This window comes from Actinomycetospora lemnae, from assembly GCF_028737315.1.
GTDB classification, from domain to species: domain Bacteria; phylum Actinomycetota; class Actinomycetes; order Mycobacteriales; family Pseudonocardiaceae; genus Actinomycetospora; species Actinomycetospora lemnae.
Genome location: NZ_JAQZAO010000014.1, coordinates 1 through 24,176, shown reverse-complemented (window position 1 = coordinate 24,176; position 24,176 = coordinate 1). Strand labels below are relative to the sequence as shown.

The 24,176-nt window shown below is 73.2% G+C and carries 26 protein-coding genes; 12 read left to right on the top strand and 14 right to left on the bottom strand.

What is annotated here, in order from left to right; translation table 11 throughout:
* Nucleotides 1-8 precede the first annotated feature (8 nt).
* The 5 genes from PGB27_RS24935 to PGB27_RS24915 all read left to right on the top strand — a co-directional run bounded on the left by PGB27_RS24935 (nucleotide 9) and on the right by PGB27_RS24915 (nucleotide 5,739).
* Entirely contained in the window at nucleotides 9-1,385 is a 1,377-nt protein-coding gene (locus PGB27_RS24935) for an ABC transporter substrate-binding protein (RefSeq protein ID WP_274203137.1), read from the top strand.
* A complete protein-coding gene (locus PGB27_RS24930; RefSeq protein ID WP_408630118.1) occupies nucleotides 1,382-2,323 on the top strand; it encodes a carbohydrate ABC transporter permease in 942 nt (313 codons plus the stop codon). The genes PGB27_RS24935 and PGB27_RS24930 overlap by 4 nt, the downstream gene beginning before the upstream one ends.
* A complete protein-coding gene (locus tag PGB27_RS24925) occupies nucleotides 2,323-3,204 on the top strand; it encodes a carbohydrate ABC transporter permease (protein ID WP_274203136.1) in 882 nt (293 codons plus the stop codon). Before PGB27_RS24930 ends, PGB27_RS24925 begins: the two co-directional genes overlap by 1 nt.
* Before the next feature lie 12 nt (nucleotides 3,205-3,216).
* Nucleotides 3,217-4,308: an ABC transporter ATP-binding protein gene (locus PGB27_RS24920; protein ID WP_274203135.1), complete on the top strand. Its 1,092-nt coding sequence runs from the start codon at nucleotides 3,217-3,219 to the stop codon at nucleotides 4,306-4,308.
* Nucleotides 4,309-4,572: 264 nt separating this feature from the next.
* The gene (locus PGB27_RS24915; RefSeq protein ID WP_274203134.1) at nucleotides 4,573-5,739 is read left to right on the top strand and encodes a macrolide family glycosyltransferase; all 1,167 of its coding nucleotides are present in this window, start codon (nucleotides 4,573-4,575) and stop codon (nucleotides 5,737-5,739) included.
* A gap of 51 nt (nucleotides 5,740-5,790) precedes the next feature.
* Here the strand turns inward: PGB27_RS24915 and PGB27_RS24910 are convergent, their stop codons facing one another.
* The 4 genes from PGB27_RS24910 to PGB27_RS24895 form a co-directional block, all read right to left on the bottom strand.
* On the bottom strand, nucleotides 5,791-6,174 hold the full coding sequence (locus PGB27_RS24910) for a VOC family protein (protein WP_274203133.1): 384 nt from the start codon (nucleotides 6,172-6,174) through the stop codon (nucleotides 5,791-5,793).
* 88 nt (nucleotides 6,175-6,262) lie between these two features.
* Nucleotides 6,263-7,237: an aldo/keto reductase gene (locus PGB27_RS24905; protein WP_274203132.1), complete on the bottom strand. Its 975-nt coding sequence runs from the start codon at nucleotides 7,235-7,237 to the stop codon at nucleotides 6,263-6,265.
* Between the two features lie 44 nt (nucleotides 7,238-7,281).
* On the bottom strand, nucleotides 7,282-7,713 hold the full coding sequence (locus PGB27_RS24900) for a CBS domain-containing protein (protein ID WP_274203131.1): 432 nt from the start codon (nucleotides 7,711-7,713) through the stop codon (nucleotides 7,282-7,284).
* 75 nt (nucleotides 7,714-7,788) lie between these two features.
* Complete coding sequence (locus PGB27_RS24895) at nucleotides 7,789-8,895, bottom strand: MFS transporter (RefSeq protein WP_274203130.1); 1,107 nt, start codon at nucleotides 8,893-8,895, stop codon at nucleotides 7,789-7,791.
* Nucleotides 8,896-9,070: 175 nt separating this feature from the next.
* Here PGB27_RS24895 and PGB27_RS24890 point away from each other — a divergent pair, with 175 nt between their 5' ends.
* A complete protein-coding gene (locus PGB27_RS24890) occupies nucleotides 9,071-9,715 on the top strand; it encodes a class I SAM-dependent DNA methyltransferase (protein ID WP_274203129.1) in 645 nt (214 codons plus the stop codon).
* 16 nt (nucleotides 9,716-9,731) lie between these two features.
* A complete protein-coding gene (locus PGB27_RS24885; protein ID WP_274203128.1) occupies nucleotides 9,732-11,723 on the top strand; it encodes an acetoacetate--CoA ligase in 1,992 nt (663 codons plus the stop codon).
* Nucleotides 11,724-11,730: 7 nt separating this feature from the next.
* On the opposite strand, the gene PGB27_RS24880 is transcribed toward PGB27_RS24885, so the two are convergent.
* The 9 genes from PGB27_RS24880 to PGB27_RS24840 all read right to left on the bottom strand — a co-directional run bounded on the left by PGB27_RS24880 (nucleotide 11,731) and on the right by PGB27_RS24840 (nucleotide 19,590).
* The gene (locus PGB27_RS24880) at nucleotides 11,731-12,402 is read right to left on the bottom strand and encodes a PAS domain-containing protein (RefSeq protein WP_274203127.1); all 672 of its coding nucleotides are present in this window, start codon (nucleotides 12,400-12,402) and stop codon (nucleotides 11,731-11,733) included.
* Nucleotides 12,403-12,709: 307 nt separating this feature from the next.
* Complete coding sequence (locus PGB27_RS24875) at nucleotides 12,710-13,372, bottom strand: CoA transferase subunit B (protein WP_274203126.1); 663 nt, start codon at nucleotides 13,370-13,372, stop codon at nucleotides 12,710-12,712.
* 1 nt (nucleotide 13,373) lies between these two features.
* Nucleotides 13,374-14,159 (bottom strand): CoA transferase subunit A, encoded by a 786-nt coding sequence (locus PGB27_RS24870; RefSeq protein ID WP_274203244.1) that lies wholly within the window; start codon nucleotides 14,157-14,159, stop codon nucleotides 13,374-13,376.
* A gap of 11 nt (nucleotides 14,160-14,170) precedes the next feature.
* Nucleotides 14,171-14,935, bottom strand: a complete 765-nt coding sequence (gene pcaD / locus PGB27_RS24865; protein ID WP_274203125.1) for a 3-oxoadipate enol-lactonase — start codon at nucleotides 14,933-14,935, stop codon at nucleotides 14,171-14,173.
* Between the two features lie 51 nt (nucleotides 14,936-14,986).
* Nucleotides 14,987-15,268 (bottom strand): muconolactone Delta-isomerase, encoded by a 282-nt coding sequence (gene catC / locus PGB27_RS24860; protein WP_274203124.1) that lies wholly within the window; start codon nucleotides 15,266-15,268, stop codon nucleotides 14,987-14,989.
* A 75-nt stretch (nucleotides 15,269-15,343) separates the two neighbouring features.
* The gene (locus tag PGB27_RS24855) at nucleotides 15,344-16,444 is read right to left on the bottom strand and encodes a mandelate racemase/muconate lactonizing enzyme family protein (RefSeq protein ID WP_274203123.1); all 1,101 of its coding nucleotides are present in this window, start codon (nucleotides 16,442-16,444) and stop codon (nucleotides 15,344-15,346) included.
* The gene (locus tag PGB27_RS24850; protein ID WP_274203122.1) at nucleotides 16,441-17,451 is read right to left on the bottom strand and encodes a LysR family transcriptional regulator; all 1,011 of its coding nucleotides are present in this window, start codon (nucleotides 17,449-17,451) and stop codon (nucleotides 16,441-16,443) included. The genes PGB27_RS24855 and PGB27_RS24850 overlap by 4 nt, the downstream gene beginning before the upstream one ends.
* A gap of 70 nt (nucleotides 17,452-17,521) precedes the next feature.
* Entirely contained in the window at nucleotides 17,522-18,403 is an 882-nt protein-coding gene (locus tag PGB27_RS24845; RefSeq protein WP_274203121.1) for a dioxygenase family protein, read from the bottom strand.
* The gene (locus PGB27_RS24840; protein WP_274203120.1) at nucleotides 18,400-19,590 is read right to left on the bottom strand and encodes an FAD-dependent monooxygenase; all 1,191 of its coding nucleotides are present in this window, start codon (nucleotides 19,588-19,590) and stop codon (nucleotides 18,400-18,402) included. The genes PGB27_RS24845 and PGB27_RS24840 overlap by 4 nt, the downstream gene beginning before the upstream one ends.
* 220 nt (nucleotides 19,591-19,810) lie before the next feature.
* On the opposite strand from PGB27_RS24840, the gene PGB27_RS24835 reads away from it, so the two are divergent.
* The 3 genes from PGB27_RS24835 (at nucleotide 19,811) to PGB27_RS24825 (ending at nucleotide 22,113) form a co-directional block, all read left to right on the top strand.
* On the top strand, nucleotides 19,811-20,305 hold the full coding sequence (locus PGB27_RS24835; protein WP_274203119.1) for a flavin reductase family protein: 495 nt from the start codon (nucleotides 19,811-19,813) through the stop codon (nucleotides 20,303-20,305).
* Nucleotides 20,302-21,498 carry a CaiB/BaiF CoA transferase family protein gene (locus tag PGB27_RS24830; RefSeq protein WP_274203118.1) on the top strand — a complete coding sequence of 399 codons (1,197 nt, stop codon included), beginning with the start codon at nucleotides 20,302-20,304 and terminating at the stop codon, nucleotides 21,496-21,498. The genes PGB27_RS24835 and PGB27_RS24830 overlap by 4 nt, the downstream gene beginning before the upstream one ends.
* A gap of 108 nt (nucleotides 21,499-21,606) precedes the next feature.
* Complete coding sequence (locus PGB27_RS24825) at nucleotides 21,607-22,113, top strand: SRPBCC family protein (protein ID WP_274203117.1); 507 nt, start codon at nucleotides 21,607-21,609, stop codon at nucleotides 22,111-22,113.
* On the opposite strand, the gene PGB27_RS24820 is transcribed toward PGB27_RS24825, so the two are convergent.
* Nucleotides 22,110-22,544, bottom strand: coding sequence for an SRPBCC family protein (locus PGB27_RS24820; protein ID WP_274203116.1), 435 nt, complete (start codon nucleotides 22,542-22,544; stop codon nucleotides 22,110-22,112). The two genes, PGB27_RS24825 and PGB27_RS24820, sit on opposite strands and share 4 nt — an antisense overlap.
* Nucleotides 22,545-22,586: 42 nt before the next feature.
* Here PGB27_RS24820 and PGB27_RS24815 point away from each other — a divergent pair, with 42 nt between their 5' ends.
* Both PGB27_RS24815 and PGB27_RS24810 read left to right on the top strand, forming a co-directional pair.
* Nucleotides 22,587-22,841 (top strand): DUF3253 domain-containing protein, encoded by a 255-nt coding sequence (locus PGB27_RS24815; RefSeq protein ID WP_274203115.1) that lies wholly within the window; start codon nucleotides 22,587-22,589, stop codon nucleotides 22,839-22,841.
* Between the two features lie 114 nt (nucleotides 22,842-22,955).
* Entirely contained in the window at nucleotides 22,956-24,026 is a 1,071-nt protein-coding gene (locus tag PGB27_RS24810) for an alpha/beta hydrolase (RefSeq protein ID WP_274203114.1), read from the top strand.
* Nucleotides 24,027-24,176 lie beyond the last annotated feature (150 nt).

Below are 24,176 nucleotides of genomic sequence, written 5' to 3'. Positions count from 1 at the left end.
GAGGCGCGATGCAGGGCGCGGCGGCACGGCGACGGAGCCGGCTCCCGGTGGTGGTCGGGGCGGTCCTCGCGACCCTGGGGCTGCTGGCCGGGTGCTCGGGCGCCGGCGCACTCGGCGGCGCGGAGGGCGTCGAGACCGTCACGGTCGCCATCGTGTCCAACCCGCAGATGGAGGACGCGATCTCGCTCGCCCCGGAGTTCGAGGCGGAGAACCCGGGCATCCGGCTGCGCTTCGTCTCGCTGTCGGAGAACGAGGCCCGCGCCAAGATCACGGCCTCGGTCGCGACCGGCGGCGGCGAGTTCGACATCGTCATGATCTCGAACTACGAGACGCCGCAGTGGGCGCAGAACGGCTGGCTCACCGATCTGGAGCCCTACATGGCGGCGACGCCGGGCTACGACCGGGCCGACTTCATCCCCACCGTGCGCGACTCGCTGTCGTACGAGGGCCGGATGTACTCGGTGCCGTTCTACGGCGAGTCGTCGTTCCTCATGTACCGCCGCGACCTCTTCGAGCAGGCCGGCATCCAGATGCCCGCGCAGCCGACGTGGCCGCAGATCGCCGAGTTCGCCGCCCGGCTCGACCAGGGCGAGGGCCGCCAGCGCGGCATCTGCCTGCGCGGCAAGCCCGGCTGGGGCGAGGTGATGGCCCCGCTCGACACCGTCATCAACACCTTCGGCGGCCGTTGGTACGACCCGCAGTGGCGCGCGCAGCTGACCTCGCCCGAGGTGCGGGGCGCGGTGCAGTTCTACGTCGACCTCGTCCGCCAGCACGGCCAGCCCGGCGCCTCGCAGTCCGGCTTCTCGGAGTGTGCGACGCAGTTCGGGCAGGGCCAGGTCGCCATGTGGTACGACGCGACGTCGGCCGCGGGCACGGTCGAGGACCCCGCGGAGTCGACGGTGGCGGGCCGCATCGGCTACGCGCCGGCGCCCGTCGTCGCCACCCCGTCGTCCGGCTGGCTGTACACCTGGTCCCTGGGCATCCCGCAGACCTCACCGCGCAAGGACGCGGCCTGGCGGTTCATGTCCTGGATGACGAGCAAGGAGTACATCCAGCGGGCCGGCAACGACCCCGAGATCGGGTGGACCTCGATCCCGCCCGGCTCCCGTCAGTCGACCTACCAAATTCCGCAGTACCAGCAGGTGGCGAACGCCTACGCGCCGCTGATCCTCGACGGCCTGCAGCGGGCGAACCCCCAGCAGCCGACCGTGCAGCCGGTGCCGTACCAGGGCGTGCAGTTCCTCCGCATCCCTGAGTTCCAGGACCTCGGCACCCGCGTCAGTCAACAGGTCAGCGCCGCAATCGCGGGCCAGATCACCGTCGACGAGGCCCTGGAGCAGTCGCAGAACTACGCGGAGACGGTGGGGGAGAGCTACCAGCGATGACAGCCACCATGGAACGTCCCGCCGCACCGGAGACCACCGGCGGCGCGCCGATGATCGATCGGGCCGAGGGCTGGCGCCGCCGGGCGCCGCTGCTCCCCGCGCTGATCTTCACGATCATCGTCACGCAGATCCCGTTCATCCTGACGCTCTGGTACTCGCTGCAGTCGTGGAACCTGGTGCGGCCGGGGTCGCAGGAGTTCGTCTGGTTCTCGAACTACGCCGACGTCTTCGCCGACAGCCAGTTCCGCACCGTCGCGCTGAACACGGTGATCATGACGCTGGGCTCGGTGCTCATCGCCGTGGTCCTGGGCCTGCTCCTGGCGCTGCTGCTCAACCGCCAGTTCGTCGGCCGGGGCGTGGTGCGCACGCTGCTCATCACGCCGTTCCTCATCACGCCGGTCGCGGCGGCGCTGCTGTGGAAGACGGTGCTGCTCGACCCGACGCTCGGTCTGATCAACTTCGTGCTGACGCCGTTCGGGGCGTCGGGCACCGAGTGGATCAGCAACTACCCGCTCGCCTCGGTGATGGCCGCGTTGATCTGGCAGTGGACGCCGTTCATGATGCTGCTGCTGCTCGCGGGGCTGCAGAGCATGCCGACCGACCAGCTGGAGGCGGCGCGGGTCGACGGCGCGAGCGCGTGGTCGACGTTCCGGGAGCTGACGCTGCCGCACCTGCGCCGGTTCATCGAGCTCGGCGTCGTGCTCGGCACGATCTACCTGGTCAACATCTTCGACCAGGTCTACATGATGACCCAGGGCGGTCCGGGTGTGGCCAGCGCGAACCTGCCCTTCTACATCTACCAGCGCGCCTTCCTGGGCTTCGACATCGGCCAGTCGGCGGCGATGGGCGTGGTCGTGGTGATCCTGACCCTCATCGCCGCGAACTTCGCGCTGCGCCTGATCTTCAAGTCGTTCAGTGGCGAGGAGGAGGCGGCCTGATGGCGGTCACGACGAGCACTCCACCCGACACGCAGGGGCCCGCGGCGCCGCCCGAGCCCCGCCGTCAGAAGCGCAGCGCCGCCAACGTCTGGCTGGGCGTCATCGCCTGGGTCGTCGGCATCGCGTTCTTCTTCCCGGTCTTCTGGATGGTGCTGACCTCCTTCAAGCAGGAGACCGACGCCTACACCACGACGCCGAAGATCATTTTCGAGCCGACGCTGGAGCAGTACGAGGGTGTCTTCTCCGCCGGCGTCGGCCCCTACCTGGCGAACTCGCTGATCGCCACGGTGTTCTCCACCCTGCTCGTGCTGCTCCTGGGGATCCCGGCCGCGTTCGCGGTCTCGCTGCGCCCGGTGAAGAAGACCCAGGACGTCCTGTTCTTCTTCATCTCCACGAAGATGCTGCCGGTGGTCGCGGTGATCGTGCCGATCTACGTCGTGGTCAACCAGATCGGCATGCTCGACAACATCTGGACCCTGGTCGTCCTCTACACCGGGATGAACCTGCCGATCGCGGTGTGGATGATGAGGTCGTTCTTCCTGGAGGTGCCGGGCGAGCTGCTCGAGCAGGCGAGCATCGACGGCGCCCCGCTGTGGCGCACGCTGCGCGAGATCGTCCTGCCGATCATCTCGCCGGGCATCTTCGCCACGGCGCTGATCTGCGTGATCTTCGCGTGGAACGAGTTCTTCTTCGCGGTCAACCTGACCGCGGCCAACGCCGGCACCATGCCGGTCTTCCTGGTCGGATTCATCACCTCGGAGGGCCTGTACTGGGCCCAGCTCTCCGCCGCGGCGACCCTGGCCGCGCTGCCCGTGATCCTCGCGGGCTGGGTGGCGCAGAACAAGCTGGTGCAGGGCCTGTCGTTCGGCGCGGTCAAGTAGGGAGCTACAGCGATGGCTGAAGTGGTGTTCGACCAGGCCTCACGCATCTACACGCCGGGCGCGAAGCCGGCGGTCGACAGCCTGGACCTGACCGTCGCCGACGGCGACCTCGTCGTGCTGGTCGGCCCGTCCGGCTCGGGGAAGTCGACGGCGCTGCGCATGCTCGCGGGGCTCGAGCCGATCGACGCGGGCTCGGTGCGCATCGACGGCCGCGACGTCGTCGACGTGCCGAGCAAGGACCGCGACATCGCGATGGTGTTCCAGAACTACGCGCTCTACCCGTCGAAGACGGTCGCGGAGAACATGGCGTTCCCGCTGAAGATGCGCGGGATGGGGAAGGAGGAGCGCGCGCAGCGGGTCCGCCAGGCCGCCGAGATGCTCGGGCTCACCGACTTCCTCGACCGCAAGCCCAAGGCCCTCTCCGGCGGCCAGCGGCAACGGGTCGCGATGGGGCGCGCGATCGTGCGGGAGCCCCAGGTCTTCCTCATGGACGAGCCGCTGTCGAACCTCGACGCGAAGATGCGCGTGCAGACCCGCGCGCAGATCGCCGAGATGCAGAACCGGCTCGCGGTGTCGACGGTCTACGTCACCCACGACCAGGTCGAGGCCATGACGATGGGCGACAAGGTCGCCGTGCTCGCCGACGGCAAGCTGCAGCAGTACGCGACACCGCCGGAGCTCTACGACCGCCCGATCAACTCCTTCGTCGCCGGCTTCATCGGCTCGCCCGCGATGAACCTGCTCGACCTGCCCCGCTCGTCGTCCGGGGTCACGCTCGGCGGGATCGAGATCCCGCTGCCGCGCGAGGTCTCCGACGCGGCCGGCTCGCGCGACCGGCTGACCGTCGGCATCCGGCCCGAGGACTGGGTGCTCGAGAGCACCGGGTCGGACGCGGGCTCGGTGGTCAAGGCCGTCGTGGACGTCGTCGAGGAGCTCGGCAGCGAGTCCTACCTCTACGCCCACCTCGCCGAGGACACCTCGACCTCGATCGTCGTGCGCGGGCCGGGACGCGTGCAGGTGCGCTTCGGCGACCCCATCGCGGTGCGCCCGAACCCCGACGCGCTGCACGTCTTCGACGCCGAGACCGGGCAGCGTCTGCCCTGACCCGGCAGGGTCGCCCTGCCCGACCGAGGGGTGTCGGCGACGCGCCCCGACCGGCGTGCTGGGTTGATCGACACCCGGTGTCCGTCCCGGTACTCCGATCACCGGAAACCGGTGGCCCCGAGGCGCCGGGTCCTCCTAGCGTCGGCGTCGTGATCCAGCAGATCTACGGCTGACGAGAGCCCGCCCGCGGCACCGCCGGACGACCTCCGGCGGTGGTCCGCGTGCCCGCCGCTGCCCTCGTCCACTCCGTACCCGGAGATCTCCATGGCCCACGTCCTCGTGGTCGGCGTCGCCGCGCACGGCCACACCCACCCCCACCTGCCCGTCGTCGCCGAGCTCGTCGCGCGCGGCCACCGGGTCACCTACGCCATCCCCGCGTCGTTCGCCGAGATGGTCGCCGAGACCGGGGCGACGCCGCTGCGCCACACCTCCGTGCTGCCCGACCAGGGCCGCGGCGAGCAATGGCCGGTCGACCCCGTCGCGGGCACGGCGCTGTTCCTCGACGAGGCGGTCCACGCGCTGCCGCAGATCGAGGCGGCGCTGGGTGACGACGTCCCCGACGTCGCGCTCCACGACATCGGCGGCTATCCCGCGCTCGTCCTCGCCCGCCGCTGGGGCATCCCGGCGATCCAGCTCTCCCCCGCGATGGTCGCGTGGGAGGGCTTCGAGGACGACCTCGCCGACGACCTCGCGTTCCGGCGGGAGCCCGGCTACCAGGCCTACCTCGCGCGGTTCGCGGCGTGGCTCGCGGAGCAGGGCATCGACGACGACCCGGAACAGTTCGTCGGTCGCCCGCGGCGGTCGATCGTCGAGATCCCGCGCACGCTGCAGCCGTTCGCGGACAAGGTCGACCCGGACGTCTACACCTTCGTCGGACCCGACCTCGACCGCCGGGCGGCGCAGGAGCAGTGGCCGGCGCCGGAGCGGCCGCTGGTGCTCGTCTCGTTCGGGTCGGCGTACCACGACCACCCCGACCTGTTCCGGGCCTGCGCGGAGGCGTTCGCGCCGCTGGGCTGGGAGGTCGTGCTGGCCGTGGGCCCGCACGTCGACCTCGCGGCGCTCGGTGAGCTGCCCGAGCACGTCACCGCCCACCGCTGGGTGCCGCAGCTCGGGGTGCTCGGGCGGGCGAGCGCGTTCGTCACCCACGCCGGGATGGGCGGGTGCGCCGAGGGGCTCTACCAGGGCGTTCCCATGATCCCGATCCCGCAGGCGGTCGACCAGTTCGGCAACGCCGCGCTGCTCGAGGCGGCGGGCGTGGCCCGCACGGTGCCGACCGAGGAGGCGACGCCGGAGACGCTGCGGGCGGCGCTGCTCGAGCTGACGTCGTCGCCCGAGGTCGCGGCGCGCCTGGCCGAGCAGCGCGACCTCGTCCGCCGCGGGGGCGGGGCGCCGGCCGCCGCGGACGTCGTGGAGGCCGAGCTCGCGCGGTGATCGAAGTCCCGTTGCGGACACTCAACGTCTGCAACGGCACTTCGCTGACACCTAGACCTGGACCACCGCGATGTGGTTGCCGTCGGGGTCGCGCATCATGAACAGCGTCGGGGCGCCCGGGGCGTCCATGACGTCGTCGACGTCGACGCCGAGGTCGCGCAGGCGGGCGTGCTCGGCCCGCGCGTCCGGGGTCTCCACGCCGATGCCGCAGCCACCGGGCTCCCCGCCCATCGGCGGGTTGAGCGCGAGACGCGCGGTGGAGCCCGGCGGGGCGACCTCGACCCAGCGGTTCTCGCCGTCCTCGCCGAACCGGGTGTCGCCGCGCAGCTCCCACCCGAGCTTCTCGGTGTAGAAGGCGATCGCGGCGTCCTGGTCGGCGACGGCGAACATGGCGACGCCCAGGTTCGTGACGGTGGTGGCGGTGGACGCGGTCATCGGGACTCCTTCGTCGGCGAGGAAGACCCGACGTACGGTAGTGGGACTCCGTGATCCTGGACAAGGACCACGATGGGTGCCCGTCCCGCTACGCGACGCCCTCGGGCGAGGCGCCGCTGACCTGCACGCCGTCGGCGGTGATCCGCTCGATCTCGGCGAGGTCGTCGGTCGAGAGCTGCACGTCGACCGCGGCGAGCGAGCGCTCGATGTTCCTGTCGGAGCGGGCCCCGACGATCGCGACGTCGATGCCGTCCTGGGCGAGCACCCATGCGATCGCGAGCTGCGAGACCTCGCAGCCCTTGTCCGCCGCGAACGACTTGAGCCGCTCGACGACCTCGAGGTTCGTCCGGAACTGGTCGCCGTGGAAGGCGGACGCCTGCGAGCGCCAGTCGGAGTCCTCGAACGTCGTCGAGGAGTCCATCGTCCCCGTCAGCAGCCCCGAGCCGAGCGGGCTGTAGACCAGCGTCCCGATGTCGTGCTCGCGGACGTACGGCAGCACGCCGTCCTCGATGTGCCGGCGGAACAGGTGGTACGGCGGCTGCAGCGTCTCCACCGGGCGCCGGCGGTCGAACGCGGCCATCTGGTCCTGGTCGAAGTTCGACACCCCGACGTGGCGGATCTTGCCCTCGTCGACGAGCTCCTGCAGGTAGCCCGCCGTGTCCTCGAACGGCGTGTCGGTGTCCGGCCAGTGCACCTGGTAGAGGTCGATGTGGTCGATCTTCATCGCCTTGAGCGACGACTCCACGCCCGAGCGCAGGTACTCCCGGCTCGAGTCGCGCGGCTTGTCGCTGCCCGGGTTGATGCCGCCCTTGGTGGCGATGACCACCGAGTCGCGGTCACGGTCCAGCTCGCCGCGCAGCGCGTTCGCGAGCACCTCCTCGGCCTGCCCGAACCCGTAGGCCTGGGCGGTGTCGAAGAAGTTGACGCCCAGGTCCAGGGCGTGGCGGATCGCCCGCTGCGCCTGCTCGGCGTCGTAGGAACCCCACTCGCCCGAGACCTGCCAGGTCCCGAACGCGATCCGCGACACCTGCAGCTCGGTCTTGCCCAACCTGGTCATGTCCATGCCGGTCGCGTACCCGCGGCCGCGCCACCCGGAACGGTGACGTGTCAGCCCGAGATGTAGGCCTCGAGCTGGCTGCGGTGCTCCTCGAGCTGGTCGATCCGGCTCTTGACGACGTCGCCGATGCTGACGATGCCCGCGAGCCTCTCCTGCTCGTCGAGCACCGGGACGTGGCGGATGCGACGCTCGGTCATGGTGCGGCTCAGCGACTGCACGTCGTCGCCGGCGCGGCAGGTGGCCACCACCGTCGTCATGATCTCCGAGATCGGGGCCTCGAGCAGTGACGCGCCGCGGTGGTGCAGGTGCCGCACGACGTCGCGCTCGGAGACGATCCCGGCCAGCCGGTCGTCGTCGTCGCACACGACCGCGGCGCCGACGTTGCGCTCGGCCAGCACCGCGAGCAGCGACGCCACGGGATCGTCGGGGGAGACCGTCAGCACCGCGGTCCCCTTCCGTGCGAGCAGGTCCGCGATGCGCATGGTCCGTTCCCTCCGTCGGGTTCGCGACGTGATGAATATGGCAGCAACCGTCCGGGTTCGACCAGACCCGGACGGTCACTCCCGGGACACGACCACCGCCAGGACCAGCAACGGGACGGTCAACCCCGCGATCAACGCCGGGAGCGCGATCCACACCGAGCCCGTGCCGACCACGGCGAGCACCCCGAGCCCGACGGCCTCGGAGCCCAGGCCGGCCATCGAGGTGACGGTGGCGCGGGCCTCGCCGACCACCGCGTCCTGCACCCGGGTCTCGACGACGACGAGCAGCAGCTGCAGGACGCCCCACCCCGCGGCGATGAGCGCGAACCCGGGCCCGAGCGGCAACAGGGCGCCCGTGCCGACCGCGATCGCCGAGCCGGCCAGCAGCGCCCCGAGCACCGGACCGCGGGCCCGAGCGACGCGGCCGGCGAGGGTCACGCAGGCCGTCTCGGCGACACCGACCGCCGTGAGGGCGAGCGCGGTGGCCGCGGGCGTCGCGCCGTGGTCGGCGGCGAGCAGGGGCAGGTACTCGTCGACGGCCATGAGCCCGGTGAGGAGCGCGGTGAGCACGACGGCTCGGCGCAGCAGCGCGACCCGCGACACCTCGCCGACCCCGTCGCGCAGCATCGCCCACCACGCGACGAGCGCGGCCCGGACGGTGGATCGCGCCGACCGGGGCCCGCGGGCCTCCTCGGGCAGCGTCAGCGCGAGCGCGGCGGAGAGCAGCGTCGCACCGGCCCCGACCAGCCCGGGCAGGACGTAGCCGCCGATCGCGACCAGCGGCGCGGCGAGGGCGGTGGCCACGAGCGTCGCGCCGAGGTAGCCGGCGCGGACACGGCCCATGAGGGTGGCGTAGCGGTCGGTCGCGTCCCACCGCGCGAGGGCGTCGTAGGCCAGGGCCTCGAGCGTGCCCGAGGCCAGCGCCGTCCCGACGCCCCAGAGCACGAACCCGAGCGCGAAGACCGGTGCGCTCGGCAGGAGCACCCACAGTGTGAACGCCGCGGTGGACAGCACGCCGGACGCCGCGAGCATCCGGCGTCGGGACGTGACGTCGGCCCAGGCGCCCGAGGGCACCTCGAGGACCAGCGTCGTCACCGACCACAGGGCGAACAGCGCGGAGATCGCCGCGTCGGACAGGCCGTGGTCGGCGAAGAGCAGCGCGTAGAGCGGGTAGAGCGGCACGGCCTGGCCGAGCGCCTCGACGGCGACGACCCGGGCACCGAACCCGCGGGGGACCCGCGCATCACGCGGGACCGGGTGTCAGCGGCGGCGGAAGAGGTTCTGCACGCCCTCATCTTATGTGAGCGGACTTCGGAGCTATAGCCCAAGAGTCCGCTCACGGACCAGACTCGCCCCCGTGACCGAGCAGCCCACGACCCCGACCGGCGGCAACCCGCGCATGGAGCGGGCCTACACCCTCCGCGGTCCCGACGACGCGCGGGCGTTCTACGACGACTGGGCCGAGAGCTACGACGACGAGCTCGCCGACGCGAGCCAGGACTACGTCGCGCCGGGCCTGGCCGCCGACACGGTGGTGCGCGTCGCGGGCACCGGCGTCGCCGTGCTCGACGCCGGGTGCGGGACGGGCCTGGTCGGGGTGGAGCTCGCCGCGCGCGAGGTCGGCCCGATCGACGGGGTCGACGTCTCCCCGGGCATGCTCGAGCGCGCCCGCGCCACCGGGGCCTACCGCTCGCTGGAGCCCGCCGACCTCACGCGTCCGCTGCGCACGCCCGCCGACAGCTACGACGTCGTCGTCTGCGTCGGCACCCTGACCCACGGCCACGTCGGCCCGGAGGCGCTGACGGAGTTCGTGCGCGTCACCCGCCCCGGCGGGTACGTCGTGGCCACCGTGCTCGACGACGTCTGGGAGTCCGGCGGCTACCGCGCCGAGGTGGACGATCTCGTCTCCGCCGGACGGGCGGATCTCGTGTCGGCCGATCCGACGCCCTACCGCGCGGGCGTCGGGGTGGAGGCGCGGATGCTGGTGCTGGCGGTCCGCTGAGGATAGAACGGTGCCCATGAGCACCCCGTCCGAGAGCACCGAGCCCGAGATCCTCTGGCGTCCCGACGAGACGACGGTGCAGAACGCGCGGATCACCGCGTTCGCGCAGCGGGTGGCCCGCGAGCACGGGGTCACCGTGGACACCTACGACCAGTTGTGGGCCTGGTCGACGTCGGACCTGCCGGCGTTCTGGGGCACGATCGTCGACGTCCTGGGCGTGCGGTTCCACGACCGGCCGAGCACGGTGCTCGGCTCCGACGCGATGCCCGGTGCGGAGTGGTTCCCGGGCGCGACGCTGAACTACGCCGAGCACGCGCTGTGGCCCCGCGAGGGCGGCGCCGACGGGGACACGGCGATCGTCGCCGTGCGCGAGGACGGCCGGCGGGTCGCGCGCACCTACGGCGAGCTGCGCGCCGACGTCGCCCGCGCCCGCGCCGGGCTGGTCGCGCTCGGGGTCGGGCGCGGCGACCGGGTCGTGGCGCTGTCCCCGAACACCGTCGAGACGCTCGTGGCGTTCCTGGCCGCGGCGTCGCTGGGGGCGACGTGGTCGTCGTGCTCGCCGGACTTCGGGGCCCGCGCCGTCGTGGACCGGTTCGCGCAGATCGAGCCGTCGGTGCTGGTCGCCGTCGACGGCTACCTCTACAACGGCAAGGGCTACGACGTCCGCGGCACCGTCGACGACCTGCGCGCCCAGCTGCCGACGCTGCGCGCGTTCGTCGGCATCGACTACCTCGCCGACGACGCCTGGGGCGGGCGCGACGACGTGGTGCGCTGGGCGGACTTCACCGACCACGCCGACGCCGAGCTCACGGTCGACCCGGTGCCGTTCGACCACCCGCTGTGGATCCTCTACTCCTCGGGCACCACCGGCCTACCCAAGGGCATCGTGCACTCGCACGGCGGGATCGTCGTCGAGCACCTCAAGTCCCTGGCCATCCAGCACGACCTGGGCCCCGGCGACCGGTTCTTCTGGTTCACCACCACCGGCTGGATGATGTGGAACCTGCTGATCAGCGGGCTGCTGGTCGGCTCGACGGTCGTCGCCTTCGACGGCAGCCCCGGCTACCCCGACCTCGACGTGCTCTGGAAGATGGCCGCCGACGAGGGCGTGACGCTGTTCGGGACCTCGGCGTCGTTCGTGCAGTCGTGCCTCAAGGCCGGGCTCTGCCCGAAGGACGCCTTCGACCTGTCGGCGATCCGGTCGGTCGGCTCCACCGGCTCGCCGCTCTCGCCGGAGGGCTTCGACTGGCTCCGTGACGCGGTCGGTGGGCACCTCCAGATCGCGTCGGTCTCCGGGGGCACCGACACCTGCGCGGCGTTCGTGGGGGTCGCGCCGACCGTGCCCGTGTGGCGCGGCGAGATCTCCTGTCGCGCGCTGGGCTGCGCGGTCGAGGCGTTCGACCCGCAGGGCAACCCGGTGATCGACGAGGTCGGGGAGCTCGTCATCACCCGCCCGATGCCGTCGATGCCGGTGATGCTGTGGAACGACGAGGACGGGTCGCGGATGCGCGAGTCGTACTTCGAGGACTTCCCCGGCATCTGGCGCCACGGCGACTGGATCCGGATCACCCCGCGCGGCTCGTGCGTCATCCGCGGGCGCAGCGACTCGACGCTCAACCGCGGCGGCGTGCGCATGGGCACCGCCGAGTTCTACGAGGTCGTCGAGTCGTTCGACGAGGTCCTCGACTCGCTGGTCATCGACACCTCCGGGCTCGAGGGCGCCCGCGACGGCGGCGAGCTGCTGTGCTTCCTCGTGCTCGGCGAGGGCGTCGCGTTCGGCGACGTCGAGGGGCAGCTGAAGAAGGCGCTGCGCTCACAGCTCTCGCCGCGGCACGTGCCCGACCGCTTCCTCGTCGTCGCCGACATCCCGCGCACGCTCAACGGCAAGAAGTCCGAGGTGCCGGTCAAGCGCATCCTCGCCGGCACCGACCCGGACAAGGCCGTCAGCAAGGACGCGCTGCGCAACCCCGAGGCGCTCGAGGACGTCGTGGCGCGGGCCCGGGAGTGAGCTGCCGTCAGGCACCCGTGGCCGCGGCGACGACCTCGGACAGCGTCACCGTCGCGCCGAGGACGTCGCCGCGGTCGTCGCGCCGCGTCGAGATGAGCACGTCGAACACGCGAGGACGCTCCGGGGCGTCGCAGGGCACCTCGACGCGCGCCGGTGCCGGGAGGTCGCCCTGCAGGGCCGCGCGGATCGCCGCGGCCACGGTGGCGCTGTGCGGGTCGCCGGCGGCGTCGCACAGCGCGAGGAACGAGCGCCCGACGCCGGCCTGCGCCGGGTCGCCGCCGTTGGCCACGCAGAAGTCGTGCCAGGCCTGGTCGACCCAGACGATCACCCCGGCGGTGTCCAGGAGGGCGGTCTCGACGGGAGGCTCGGGCGGCGCGTCGTCCGTCGCCTCCGGCCGGGCGTCGACGTGCTGGGTCTCGTCCCACGGCGCGAACAGGACGTCGCGGGCGGCCCGGACCGCGGCGTCGAGCTCGTCCGCCTCGGCGCGGAGGGCCTGTCGTGTCTCGGGGTCGGAGAGACCGGCCCGGGCGAGCAGCCGGAGCACGACTCGCTGCACACGGTCCAGCGAGCACCGGGTGAGCTGCTGCGCCACCTGCTCGCTCACCGCGAGCCGGTCGCTGCGCAGGAGGGCGCACACCGCGTCGTCCGACAGGAGGGCCAGGTCGCGACGTTTGATCATTCGGCACCTCTCGTGGGCCGGATGGTGGTGGACGTCCGCCGGGGACGAGGGGCCGTTCCTCCCGACGTGTCGGAAATGTCCGGCGGGGAATGCGCAGACTCTCCACGCCGTGCACGGCGCCAGCAACCGGGGGTGGCCGCCGGCTCGCTGACCGCGCAGCGAATTCGCTCGGCGGACATGGTCTTTGCCTTTTCCACGTCCCGACGCGCAGGTCAGCGTCTCGTCGCGGCGTGGACCCGTCGCAAAGGTTGACTTCCTGCGAATCGTGCAGAATGCGTCGCTGAACGATTCCTCGTTGAACGCGGACTCAGGCGGGAACGGCCATCTCGGTGAGGTCCTCGGCGTCGAGGAGCGGCGCGCCGGTCTGCTCGCGGACCTCCTCGATGGTGACCCCCGGCGCCAGCTCGCGCAGCACGAACCCGCCCGGCGTGACGTCGACGACGGCGAGGTCGGTGATCACGCGGGAGACGACCCCGCGGCCGGTCAGGGGCAGCGAGCAGGACTCGACGAGCTTCGCCGCGCCCTTCTTCGTCACGTGCTCCATGACGACGAGCACGCGCCGCGCGCCGTGGACGAGGTCCATCGCCCCGCCCATGCCCTTGACCATCGCGCCGGGCACCGCCCAGTTGGCGATGTCGCCGGTGACCGCGACCTGCATCGCGCCCAGCACCGCGGTGTCGACCTTGCCGCCGCGGATCATCCCGAACGACAGCGCGGAGTCGAAGAACGAGGCGCCCTCGCGGACGGTGACGGTCTCCTTGCCGGCGTTGATGAGGTCGGGGTCGACCTCCTCCTCGAGCGGGTACGGGCCCACGCCGAGCAGGCCGTTCTCCGAGTGCAGCAGGACGTCGACGCCCTCGGGCAGGTGGTTCGGGATGAGCGTCGGCAGCCCGATGCCGAGGTTGACGTAGGAGCCGTGGGCCAGCTCGCGGGCGGCGCGGGCGGCCATCTGCTCGCGGGTCAGGGCCATCTCACGCCTCCCGGGTCGTGCGCTTCTCGATGTGCTTGGTCGTGACCTGCTCCGCGGTCAGCTCCACCACGCGGTGGACGAAGATGCCGGGCACGTGGACCTCGTCGGGGTCGATCTCGCCGGGCTCGACGAGCTGCTCGACCTCGGCGATCGTCGTGCGCCCGGCCATCGCCGCGAGCGGGTTGAAGTTCCGCGCGGAGCGGTGGAAGACGAGGTTGCCGTGCCGGTCGCCCTTGGCCGCGCGCACGAGGCCGAAGTCGCAGACCAGCGAGAGCTCGAGGACGAACGGCACACGCTCGCTCGTCCCGTCGTCCCGGCGGACCTCGAACTCGCGGACCTCCTTGGGCGGCGAGGTCACCGCCACCGATCCGTCCGGGGCGTAGCGCCAGGGCATCTCGCCGTCGGCGACCCAGGTGCCGACGCCCGCGGGGGTGTAGAACGCCGGGATACCCGAGCCGGCGGCGCGCAGCCGCTCGGCGAGCGTGCCCTGCGGGGTCAGCTCGACCTCGAGCTCGCCGGCGAGGTACTGGCGCCCGAACTCCTTGTTCTCGCCGATGTAGGAGGCGACGACGCGGTCGATGCGGTGCTGCTCGAGCAGGATGCCCAGGCCCCAGCCGTCGGTGCCGCAGTTGTTCGACGCGACGTGCAGGCCGGTGGCCGAGCCGCGCGAGATCGCGTCGATGAGCACGATCGGCACGCCCGACAGCCCGAACCCGCCGACGGCCAGCGACGCCCCGTCCGCGATGTCGGCGACGGCCTCGTCAGCCGACGCGACGGTCTTGTCGATGCTCACCCCGCTCACCGAGCCCCCTTGGCGTGCTCGCGCAGCAGCGGCGTCACGACGTCGGGGCGCTGGAACGACGCCAGGTGCGCGGCGTCCGTGACCGACTCGAGCCGCGCGTCCGGGATGCCGTCGGCGAGGATCTGCTGGTGCTCGGGCGGGGTGGCCGGGTCCTCGACGCCGCTGACGACGAGGGTCGGCGCGCTGATGCCGCCCAGCTCGTCGACGACGTCCCAGTCGGCGACGGCCTCGCAGCAGGAGGCGTAGCCCTCGGCGGGCGTCGCGGCGATCATGTCGCGCATCCGGGCCACCGTGTCGGGCTCGGCGTCGGCGTAGTCGTCGGTGAACCAGCGCGCGACGACGGCGTCGGCGATCGACGCGACCCCGTCGGCGCGGGCGGTCTGCGCGCGCTGGCGGAACGTGTCGGCGTTGGGGAAGCGGGCCGCCGTGCAGAGCATCGCGAGCGAGCTCGCGCGCTCCGGGGCGTACAGGCCGACCCACTGCGCGATCGCGCCGCCGAGGCTGACGCCGGCGAACGACGCGCGCTCGACGCCCAGGTCGTCGAGGGTCTCGAGGACGTCGCGGGCGAGCTCCTCGACGCGGTACGGGCCGTCGGGCACCGGCGAGCCGCCGTGCCCGCGGGTGTCGACCGAGATCAGCCGGAACTCGTCGGCCAGCTCGCGGCGCTGGGGCGCCCACATGTCGACCGTGCTGCCCAGCGAGCAGAGCAGCACCAGCGGCGGCGCGTCGGCGGGACCCTCGAGGACGTGGTGCAGCTTCACGCCCTCACCGTGCCCTCTGACCGGCCGCGGTGAACCCGGGGATTCCGCCCATCAGGAGTCGAGCTTCGACGGATGCACGGCCAGGGCGGTGACCTCGATCTCCATGTACGGGAACAGCGGCAGGCTGGAGAGCAGCTGGTGGAGCTCGTCGCCCGACTCGACGTCGAAGCGGCTCACGTTCGCGTAGCGCCCGACCACGCGCCAGAGCTCCGGCCACTTGCCGCTGCGCTGGATCTCGTGGGCGCGCTCCCGCTCCCGGGCGCGGAGGTCGTCGGCGACGTCCTGCGGCATGTCGTGGGGGAGGCGGACGTCCATGCGGACGAGGAACTGCACGGGGTGCTCCTCGGTGATCGAAGGAGGATTGCGGACGTTGAGTGTCAGCGACGGCACTTCGCTGGTACGGGGCGGCTACCGGTCGGCGCGGTAGTGGGCGAGCTTGTCGGGGTCGATGGTGACGCCGAGGCCGGGGGCCTGGCGGGGGGCGGCGCGGCCGTCGACGATCACCGGCGGCTCGGCGAGGACGTCGTCGGTCATGAGCAGGAAGTTCGTGACCTCGACCGGGTGGCGGGCGAGGGCTCGCTGCCCGCAGGCCAGGGCCGTCGAGGCGACGGTGCCGAGCATCCCGTCGATCTGGTTGCCGACGACGGTGGTGATGCCCAGGCCCTCGCACAGCCCGACGATCTTCGCGGAGTCGGTGAACCCGGTGCGGGCGACCTTGACGCTGATGGCCTGCGCGTCGCCGTCGAGCAACGAGCGGGCCACGCCGCCGAGCGTGATCGTCGACTCGTCGCCGACGATCGGGATCGGGCTCTCGCGCACGATCCGGCGCCGGCCGAGCACGTCGTCGGCGGGGTTCGGCTCCTCGAGCATGGTGACGTGGAAGTCGGCGAGGCGGCGGGCGGCGACGATCGCGGTGTCGGCGTCCCACCCGCGGTTGGCGTCGGCGTAGAGCTCGACCGAGTCGCCGAGCTCGCGGCGCAGTTGCCGGACCGCGGCGAGGTCGTGGGCGAGGTCCCGGCCCACCTTGACCTTGAACGCCTCGACGCCGTACCGATCGCTCATCTCGACGGCGTCGGCGACCATCTGCGCCGGCGTGCCCAGCCCGATCATGTGCGCGGCCGCCACGTCGTCGGCGGCGTGCCCGAGCAGCACGTGCACCGGCTGCCCGCAGGCCTGCCCGGCGAGGTCCCAGAGCGCGACGTCCACCGCGCCCTTGGCGGCGTTGTTGGCGACGGTGCGGGCGAGGTCGGCGCGCAGGCGCTCGCGGGCGAACGGGTCGGCGCCGACGAGGAGCGGGGCGAACACGTCGCGGACGACGGCGACGATCGAGGTCGCGGTCTCGCCGTAGGTGTAGGGACGGGGTGGGGCCTCGCCGTGCCCGACCAGCCCGTCGTCGGTGGTGATCCGCACGAGGACGTGGTCGGCGCTGGTGGCCACGCCGCTGGCGAAGGCGAACGGCCGCCGGTAGGGGACGGCGAGGGGGACGGCCTCGACGGAGCTGATCTTCATGCGGGAGCGGTCTCCGGGTGGTCGGGCCGGCACAGGACGGCGAGCGCCCGGGCCAGGGCCGGCTGGGGGTCGTCGCGGCGCCAGGCCAGCGCGACGTCGGTGGTGACGGGATCCGGGTCGGCGAGCTCGACGTAGCGCACACCCTCGACGGCGACCGCCAGCACCGACGACGGCAGCAGCGCCACCCCGACGCCGGCGGCGACGAGGGCGAGCACGATCGAGGTCTGGTCGGCCTCGTGGGTGGCGCGTGGCGTGAACCCGGCCGCGCGGCACGCCCGCGCCGCCGCCTCGCCGACCACCGAGCCCGGCGGCGCGTAGACGACGAAGTCCTCGTCGGCGAGGTCGGCGAGGTCGGCGAGGTCGGCGAGGTCGGCGAGGTCGGCGAGGTCGGCGAGGTCGGCGAGGTCGGCGAGGTCGGCGAGGGGCGCCGGCGGCGGGGCGTGGACCGAGCGAGGGCGTTGCTCCCTGCCCGGGGTCGCGAGCCGGTGGCCCGCCGGGACCGCCAGCACGAGGTGCTCGCGGGCGAGGAGGTGGTGGGCGAGCGACGTGTCGCGCACCGGCGGGCGCAGGACCGCGAGGTCGATGCGGTGGTCGGCGAGCGCGGCCTCGAGCGCGGGGGTGAGCATCTCGCTGGTGACGGTCAGCGCGAGGCCGGGCAGCTCGGCGGCCAGCCGGCGGACCAGCTCCGGGACGTGCCGGTAGGCCGCCAGCCCCGTCGCGCCGATCCGCAGCCGCCCGAGCGCGCCGGCGGCGACGCGGCCCACCTGGTCGCGGGCCGCGTCGAGCGACGCGAGGATGCGCACCGCCTCGGGCAGCAGCGCCTCGCCCGCGGGCGTGAGGTCGACCCGGCGGGTGGTGCGCTCGAACAGCGGGGCGCCGAGCTGCGACTCCAGCTGCCGGATCGCCTGGGACAGCGGCGACTGGGCGATGTGCAGCTGCTCGGCCGCCCGCCCGAAGTGCCGCGTCTCGGCGACCGCGACGAAGTAGCGCAGCTGGCGCGTCTCCACTGGTCGTCCGACCTCCTCCTCTGGTCGAGCTCCGCTGCGCTCCGTCTCCCGCTTCGATGGTCGAGCTCCGCTACGTCTCCCGCTCCAGCACGAAGTCGCGGTCGGCGCGGATCTCGTCACCGTTCCCCGTCGGCTGCGGGTCGAGGGTGAGCTCGGGCTTGTCGGCCGAGGCGACGTCGTTGCCCAGGTAGGGGTCGCCGGTGAAGAACAGCTGGCTGGTCAGCGTCCGGTGGCCGGGCGCGGCGACGAGCAGGTGGATGTGCGCGGGCCGCCACGGGCTCCAGCCGGCGGCCTGGGTCATCTGCCCGGTCGGGCCGTCGAGCGGGATCGTGTACGGCGCGGGCTTGCGGGTGTGGATCTCGAAGCGGCCCTGGTCGTCGCAGCGCACCACGCCGCGCAGGTTCCCGGCCGGCGGCTTGGCGGCGAAGCCGGAGTACCAGCCCTCGTCGTCGGTGTGCCAGATGTCGACCGTCGCGCCGGCCAGCGGCGTGCCGTCGGTCGAGGTCACCTGGCCGGCGAGGATCATCGGCGTGCCCGGCTCGTCGTCGCGCATCGGCAGCGTGGCCGGGGTGTCGAGCCGGGCCTGCTCGTCGAGCCAGAACGGGCCGAGGATCGTGCCGACCGAGCCCTGCTGACGCTTCGCCGCGACCTTCTCGACCTCGTGCTCGAGGTAGACGTCGAGGAACAGCGGCCACTCGCCGGTGTCGGAGACGGCGATGAGCCAGCGCTTGAACGCGTCGAACTCCTCGTAGGTGACCTCGTGCTCGCGGATGGCCGACCGGATGCCCTCGAGCGCGGCGCCGACGACGGTGGCGACCCGCTGCTGGTCGACCTCGCCCGAGCCGGGGCCGCGGAGGTTGGAGAGCCCGGAGCGGGCGGACTCGGTGGCGTGGGAGCCGGCGGTGACGGCGTCGGAGACGGACTGGTCCGCGCCCGGCTGGGTGGTGGTCAACGGGTTCTCCTCAGGTGGTGGTCGCGGGCGGCGACGTCGTGGTCGTGCACCCAGGCGTTGTCGGGCAGGTAGCCGGCGAAGCGTTTGTCCCGCTCCGGTACGCGGGGGTGGTCGTCGGCGAGGTGCAGCAACGTCCCGGTCTCCCAGGCGCTGCGGGCGATCGCGCGCGTGCGGGCGCGGCGGTGGCGGGGGTAGGCGGCGAGCGCCTCGTCCGGCCCGGTCGTCGCGAGCAGGGCGCCCAGGTGCGCGGCGTCCTCGATCGAGGTGCCCGCGCCCTGGCCGTGGTGGGGCAGCATCGCGTGGCAGGCGTCGCCGAGCAGCGCGACCCGCCCGCGGGTCCAGGTCGTGAGCGGGGGCAGGGCGAGCAGCGGCCAGCGGGGGCTCTGCTCGACCGCGCCCAGCATCTCGAGCACGGCCGGGTGCCAGCCGGCGAAGGCCGCGAGCAGCTCGCCGGGTGGGGCGGGCCGGTTGCCGCCGTCCCAGGTGTCGGGGCCGCAGAGCACGGCCAGGAAGTTGACCGTGTCGTCGCCCGCGCGCGGGCCGCCGAGCGGGTAGTGCAGCAGGTGCGCGTCCGGCCCGGCCCAGAACTGGATGGCGAGCGGGTCGGGCAGCGCGGTCAGCGCGTCCCGCGGCACGAGGCCGCGGAAGCCGCTCGTCCCCGTGTACACCGGGCGGGCGTCGGGACCGGCGACGTGGGCGCGCACCAGCGAGTGCACGCCGTCCGCGCCGACGACGACGTCCGCGCCCGCCGTCGACCCGTCGGCGAACGTGACCGTCGCGCCGCGGTCGTCGGAGTCCACGGCGGTGACCGCCGATCCGAGGTGCAGGTGCTCGGCGCCGAAGGCGCGGGCCAGCGCCTGCTGCAGGTCGACGCGGTGGATGCCGAGGTAGGGCGCGCCGAAGCGCCCGCGGTACGCGGCGCCGCCGGGGTGGGCGGCGATCCGCTCGCCGCTGCGCCCGTCGCGGAAGACCAGCTCGGTCGGCGGGGTGCCCGCCGCCTCGAGCTCGGCGCCCAGGCCGAGGCGGGCGAGCACGCGGGTGCCGTTGGCGGAGATGGCGACGGCGGCGCCGACCTCGCGCAGCTCCTCGGCGCGCTCGTGGATCTCCACCGGCACGCCCGCGCGCTGCAGGGTGATGCCGAGGGTCAGCCCGCCGATGCCGGCGCCGACGACGAGGACGCGCGTCACGGGCTGCCCTCCGTCCGACGATGACCGGGCCGCGACGAGCGTGACACGAGCCATCCCGGACGAAAAAGAGCGGAGTGCAGATCGATCGAGACGTGCAGCGTCTGGATCGCCGGCGGAGTCGGCGTCCCGTCATCCCGCGCGACGTGCGCGGACTCATGCCTGCGGCGCGTACACGGGGGCAATACGGTGCGGAGAGGCACAGCTCCCCGGGAGGCAGCGAATGAGCGAGGGCACCGACCCCTCGACGATGCGGCAGGTGCTGGGGCACTTCCCCAGCGGTGTCACCGTCGTCACCGGCACCACCCCCGACGGGCCGGCGGGCTTCACGTGTCAGTCGTTCTCGTCGCTCTCGCTCGACCCGCCGCTCGTGCTCGTGCTGCCGGGGCGCTCCTCGTCGAGCTGGCCGAAGATCGAGGCGACGGGCCGGTTCGTCGTCAACGTGCTCTCCGCCGAGCAGGAGGCGCTCTCGACGCGGTTCGCGGTCTCCGGCGGCGACAAGTTCGCGGGCGTCGACTGGCGCCTCTCCGGGCTGGGCTCCCCGATCCTCGGGGGCGCCACGGCGTGGATCGACTGCACGCTGCACGCCGTGCACGACGGCGGCGACCACCTCATCGTCGTCGGCGCCGTGCACGACCTCGGCGCGCCGGGCGACCCGCCGCTGGTGTTCCACCGCGGGAGCTACGCCCGCACGAGCCCCGCGGCGGCGGCGGAGTGACCGGTCCGCTGGCCGACGTCCGTGTGCTCGAGCTGGGCACGATCGTCGCCGGGCCGTTCGCCGGGCGGCTGCTCGCCGACTACGGCGCGGACGTCGTCAAGATCGAGCCGCCGGGCGGCCAGGACCCGATGCGCGACTGGGGCCAGGAGTCGTACAAGGGCCACCGGCTGTGGTGGACCGTCCACGCCCGCAACAAGCGCTGCATCACCCTCGACCTGCGCTCCGAGCGCGGCCAGGAGCTCTTCCTGCGGCTCGTCGAGGGCGCCGACGTCATCGTCGAGAACTTCCGGCCGGGCACGCTCGAGCGCTGGAACCTCGGGTGGGACCGGCTGTCGGCGGTGAACCCGGGGCTGGTGCTCGCGCGGGTGTCGGGCTACGGCCAGACGGGCCCCTACGCGGACAAGGCGGGCTACGCGTCGGTGGCCGAGGCCCTCTCGGGTCTGCGCTACATCAACGGCTACCCGGGGCAGGCGCCGCCGCGGCAGGCGATCTCGCTGGGCGACTCGCTGGCCGGGATGGTCGCGGTGCAGGGCGTGCTCGCCGCGCTGCACCACCGCGAGCGCACGGGGCAGGGGCAGGTCGTCGACGTCGCGCTGACCGAGGCGTGCCTGTCGGTGCTCGAGTCGATCATCCCCGAGTACGACAAGCTCGGCCGCATCCGGCAGCCCGGCGGCACGCGCCTCGAGGGCATCGCCCCGTCGAACGTCTACCTCACCGCCGACGAGCTGTGGCTGGTCGTCGCGGCGAACCAGGACACCGTGTTCCGGCGGCTGTGCGGCGCGATGGGGCGCCCGGAGCTCGCCGACGACCCGCGCTTCGCCGACCACCGCGCCCGCGGCGAGCGCCAGGACGAGCTCGACGGGATCGTCGGCGACTGGGTGGGCTCGCTGCCCGCGGACGAGGTGCGCCGCGTGCTCGACGAGGCGGGCGTCATCTGCGGGCCGATCAACACCGCGGCCGAGGTCGTCGCCGACCCCCAGTTCCGCGCCCGCGGCATGCTTGCGCCGCACTTCGACGAGCGCTTCGACGAGGACGTCCTGGGCCCCGGCGTCGTGCCGGTCTTCTCCGACACCCCGGGCGCGGTGCGCTGGGCCGGCCCGCCCGTGCCGGGGCACCACAACGCCGAGGTCTACGGCGAGCTGGGGCTGTCGGACGAGCAGCTCGCGGCCCTGGCCGAGGAGAAGGTGGTCTGAGGGCCGACGCCGCGGCGCGTGGCCACTCGTCATTCATAAGCCTGGACTGATACGAGTGCGGTCGCCTAGCGTGCCCCCGTCCACCAGGGGTTCGGGGAGCGCGCCGCCATGGAGTACACCGTCTCGATCGAGATCGCCCTCCCGCGCGAGGAGGTGGCGCAGCTGCTCGCCGACCCCGCCCACCTGCCGAAGTGGCTGCGGGGCCTGGTGCGGCACGAGCCGGTGCGGGGTGGGCACGGTCAGGTCGGGACCGAGTCGCGCGTCGTGATGCGGATGGGTCAGCAGGAGATGGAGGGCACCGAGACCATCACGCGCCGGGAACCGGCGGACCTGCACGGGATCCCGAGCGACAGCATCGTCCGGTTCGACCGCGAGATCGTCGCGGAGGGCATGTGGAGCGTCGTGCGGGACCGGCTGACCGAGGCCGGTCCGGGGACGACGCTGTGGGCGAGCGAGAGCGAGTACCGGTTCAGCAGCCTGCCGATGCGCCTGGCGGCGCCGTTCATGCGCGGCGCCTTCCGCCGGCAGTCGCGAAAGCACATGCAGGACTTCAAGGCGTTCGCCGAGCAGGGGACGGACGTCCGCGAAGCGGCGGGCCGGCCCACCCGTGACTAGCCCTCCGCGTCCTTCTTGATGGACGCGAGGTTCTTCTCGGCGCTGGAGCCCATGGCCCGGTCCAGGCCCCAGCGGGGGACGCGGACGCTGACCTCCATCGTCGAGGACATGACGAGCCGCGTGCGCGCGCCGCCCTCGTCGTGGGCGGTGTAGGCGATGGTGCTCTCGCGGATGAGGCGGGCGTCGACGCAGGTCAGGGTCACCGAGCCGTCGCCGTAGGTCACCTCGTACGTCGCGTCGGTGGTGAAGCGCAGGGCGCCGAGGGTGACGACGATCCGCGTCGGGCGGCCCTGGTCGTCGCGGGACCTGATGGACGCGGCCTTCGCCTCGCTGGCCCAGCGGTCGGTGTTCTCGAGGTCCTGCACCGCCTCGAGCACCTTCTCCACGGGGGCGTTGATCGTCACCTCACGGACCACCGGCTCCGAGCTCACCCGGTCCCGGTACCCCGCGGGGCCCGCGGGTACCCCGAGGGCGTGGGTGACATCGAGAGCGCGTTGGCCGACGCCATCGTCGACCTGCTCGACCGCCGGGCCGCGGGCACGACGATCTGCCCGTCCGAGGCCGCGCGGCGCGTCGACCCCGACGACTGGCGCGAGCTCATGCCCGACGTCCGCCGCGTCGCGGGCCGGCTGGTCGCCGACGGGCGGATCGAGATGACCCAGGGCGGCGAGGTCGTCGACCCCGCCACCGCCCGCGGCCCCGTCCGCCTGCGCCACCCGGGCGACTGAGGCACCGGCCCCGGTGCCAGCCTGGCGTCCACGCTGGCGCCAGATGCCAGGAAATCCCCCAGGTGGGGTGCGCCCCCGATCCCGTCGCGCCGTCGCACCTAGGGTCGGCGGGTGATGTTCCGGCTCCTCCGTCGCGTCCTGCGCGCCTTGATCGCACTGCCCCGACCCGTCCGCCGGCTGCTGGCCGGGCCGAGGGTGACGCGGGACGGGCAGACCCTCGATCTCGACGTCCAGCTCGTGCTGCGCCTGCTCGGGCTGATCGCCGGCGGCGAGGAGCCGTCGCTGGTCGAGCAGCGACGCGCCACCGATCGCGCGGCGGGCCTGGCGGAGTCGGTGACGCCCGGGATCGCGACCCTCCCGGTGCAGATCCCGGTGCCGGCGGGTCCCGGGCGGGACGAGGCGGGCACCCTCACGGCGCGCCTCTACACGCCGGCGGAGGTCACCGGCCGGCCCGCGCCGCTGCTCGTCCACTTCCACGGTGGCGGGTTCGCCCTGGGGAGCATCGCGTCGAGCGAGCCGCTGTGCCGCGTGCTCGCGAGCCAGGCGAGCGTGCGCGTGCTCTCGGTGGAGTACCGGCTCGCGCCCGAGAACCCGTTCCCCGCGGGTCTCGCGGACGCGGCGGCGGCGCTGCACCACGTCCTCACCCACCGCGACGACTTCCACGCCACGGCCGTCGCGGCGGGCGGCGACTCGGCCGGCGCCAACCTCGCCCTCACCGCCGCGCACCAGCTCGCCCGCCACCGCGACGAGACCGCCGCGTTCGTGCTCGCGCTCTACCCCGTCACCGACGCCGGACGCGTCGGCGGGTCGCGGGAGCTCTTCGCCGAGGGCTTCGGGCTGCGGACCGTCGACATCGAGGTCTTCGAGCGCTACTACCTGCCCGACGGCATCGAGCCGATCCGGCCCACCGGTCTCCTGGAGGTCGACGACCTCGCGATCATGCCGCCCTGCTACGTGGCGACGGCCGGGTTCGACCCGCTGCGCGACGAGGGCGAGGAGCTCGTGGCGGCGCTGCGGGCCGCCGACGTGCCGGTCGTCGCCCGTCGCTTCCCCGGGCTCATCCACGGCTACGCGGGCATGGCGGGCGTCGTGCCGACCGCGCGCAACGCGGTCCTCGACGCCGCCTCGGCCCTGCGTGCCGGTCTCGCCCTGACGACGCGCGAGCAGGTGGCACGCCCCCTGTGAGCAGTTGCCGCGCCCATGGGCGCGTGCTCGTGCTCAGGACATCGGAGACAGGTGATGTCTCAGCACATCGCGGACACTGAGTAGGCCCGCCGGGTGGGCTGGTCGTGATCGTGGCCAGCCTGCCGGGTTGTGGGCAGAACAGGGTTCGAG

Excerpts from the sequence above, each read along its gene's own strand:
- PGB27_RS24905 (WP_274203132.1), bottom strand. The coding sequence starts at position 7,237 with ATGGACATGACCAGGTTGGGCAAGACCGAGCTGCAGGTGTCGCGGATC.
- PGB27_RS24925 (WP_274203136.1), top strand. The coding sequence starts at position 2,323 with ATGGCGGTCACGACGAGCACTCCACCCGACACGCAGGGGCCCGCGGCG.
- PGB27_RS24935 (WP_274203137.1), top strand. The coding sequence starts at position 9 with ATGCAGGGCGCGGCGGCACGGCGACGGAGCCGGCTCCCGGTGGTGGTC.
- PGB27_RS24915 (WP_274203134.1), top strand. The coding sequence starts at position 4,573 with ATGGCCCACGTCCTCGTGGTCGGCGTCGCCGCGCACGGCCACACCCAC.
- PGB27_RS24835 (WP_274203119.1), top strand. The coding sequence starts at position 19,811 with ATGAGCGAGGGCACCGACCCCTCGACGATGCGGCAGGTGCTGGGGCAC.
- PGB27_RS24910 (WP_274203133.1), bottom strand. The coding sequence starts at position 6,174 with ATGACCGCGTCCACCGCCACCACCGTCACGAACCTGGGCGTCGCCATG.
- PGB27_RS24875 (WP_274203126.1), bottom strand. The coding sequence starts at position 13,372 with ATGGCCCTGACCCGCGAGCAGATGGCCGCCCGCGCCGCCCGCGAGCTG.
- PGB27_RS24920 (WP_274203135.1), top strand. The coding sequence starts at position 3,217 with ATGGCTGAAGTGGTGTTCGACCAGGCCTCACGCATCTACACGCCGGGC.
- PGB27_RS24900 (WP_274203131.1), bottom strand. The coding sequence starts at position 7,713 with ATGCGCATCGCGGACCTGCTCGCACGGAAGGGGACCGCGGTGCTGACG.
- PGB27_RS24855 (WP_274203123.1), bottom strand. The coding sequence starts at position 16,444 with ATGAAGATCAGCTCCGTCGAGGCCGTCCCCCTCGCCGTCCCCTACCGG.
- PGB27_RS24930 (WP_408630118.1), top strand. The coding sequence starts at position 1,382 with ATGACAGCCACCATGGAACGTCCCGCCGCACCGGAGACCACCGGCGGC.
- PGB27_RS24810 (WP_274203114.1), top strand. The coding sequence starts at position 22,956 with ATGTTCCGGCTCCTCCGTCGCGTCCTGCGCGCCTTGATCGCACTGCCC.
- PGB27_RS24880 (WP_274203127.1), bottom strand. The coding sequence starts at position 12,402 with ATGATCAAACGTCGCGACCTGGCCCTCCTGTCGGACGACGCGGTGTGC.
- PGB27_RS24885 (WP_274203128.1), top strand. The coding sequence starts at position 9,732 with ATGAGCACCCCGTCCGAGAGCACCGAGCCCGAGATCCTCTGGCGTCCC.
- PGB27_RS24825 (WP_274203117.1), top strand. The coding sequence starts at position 21,607 with ATGGAGTACACCGTCTCGATCGAGATCGCCCTCCCGCGCGAGGAGGTG.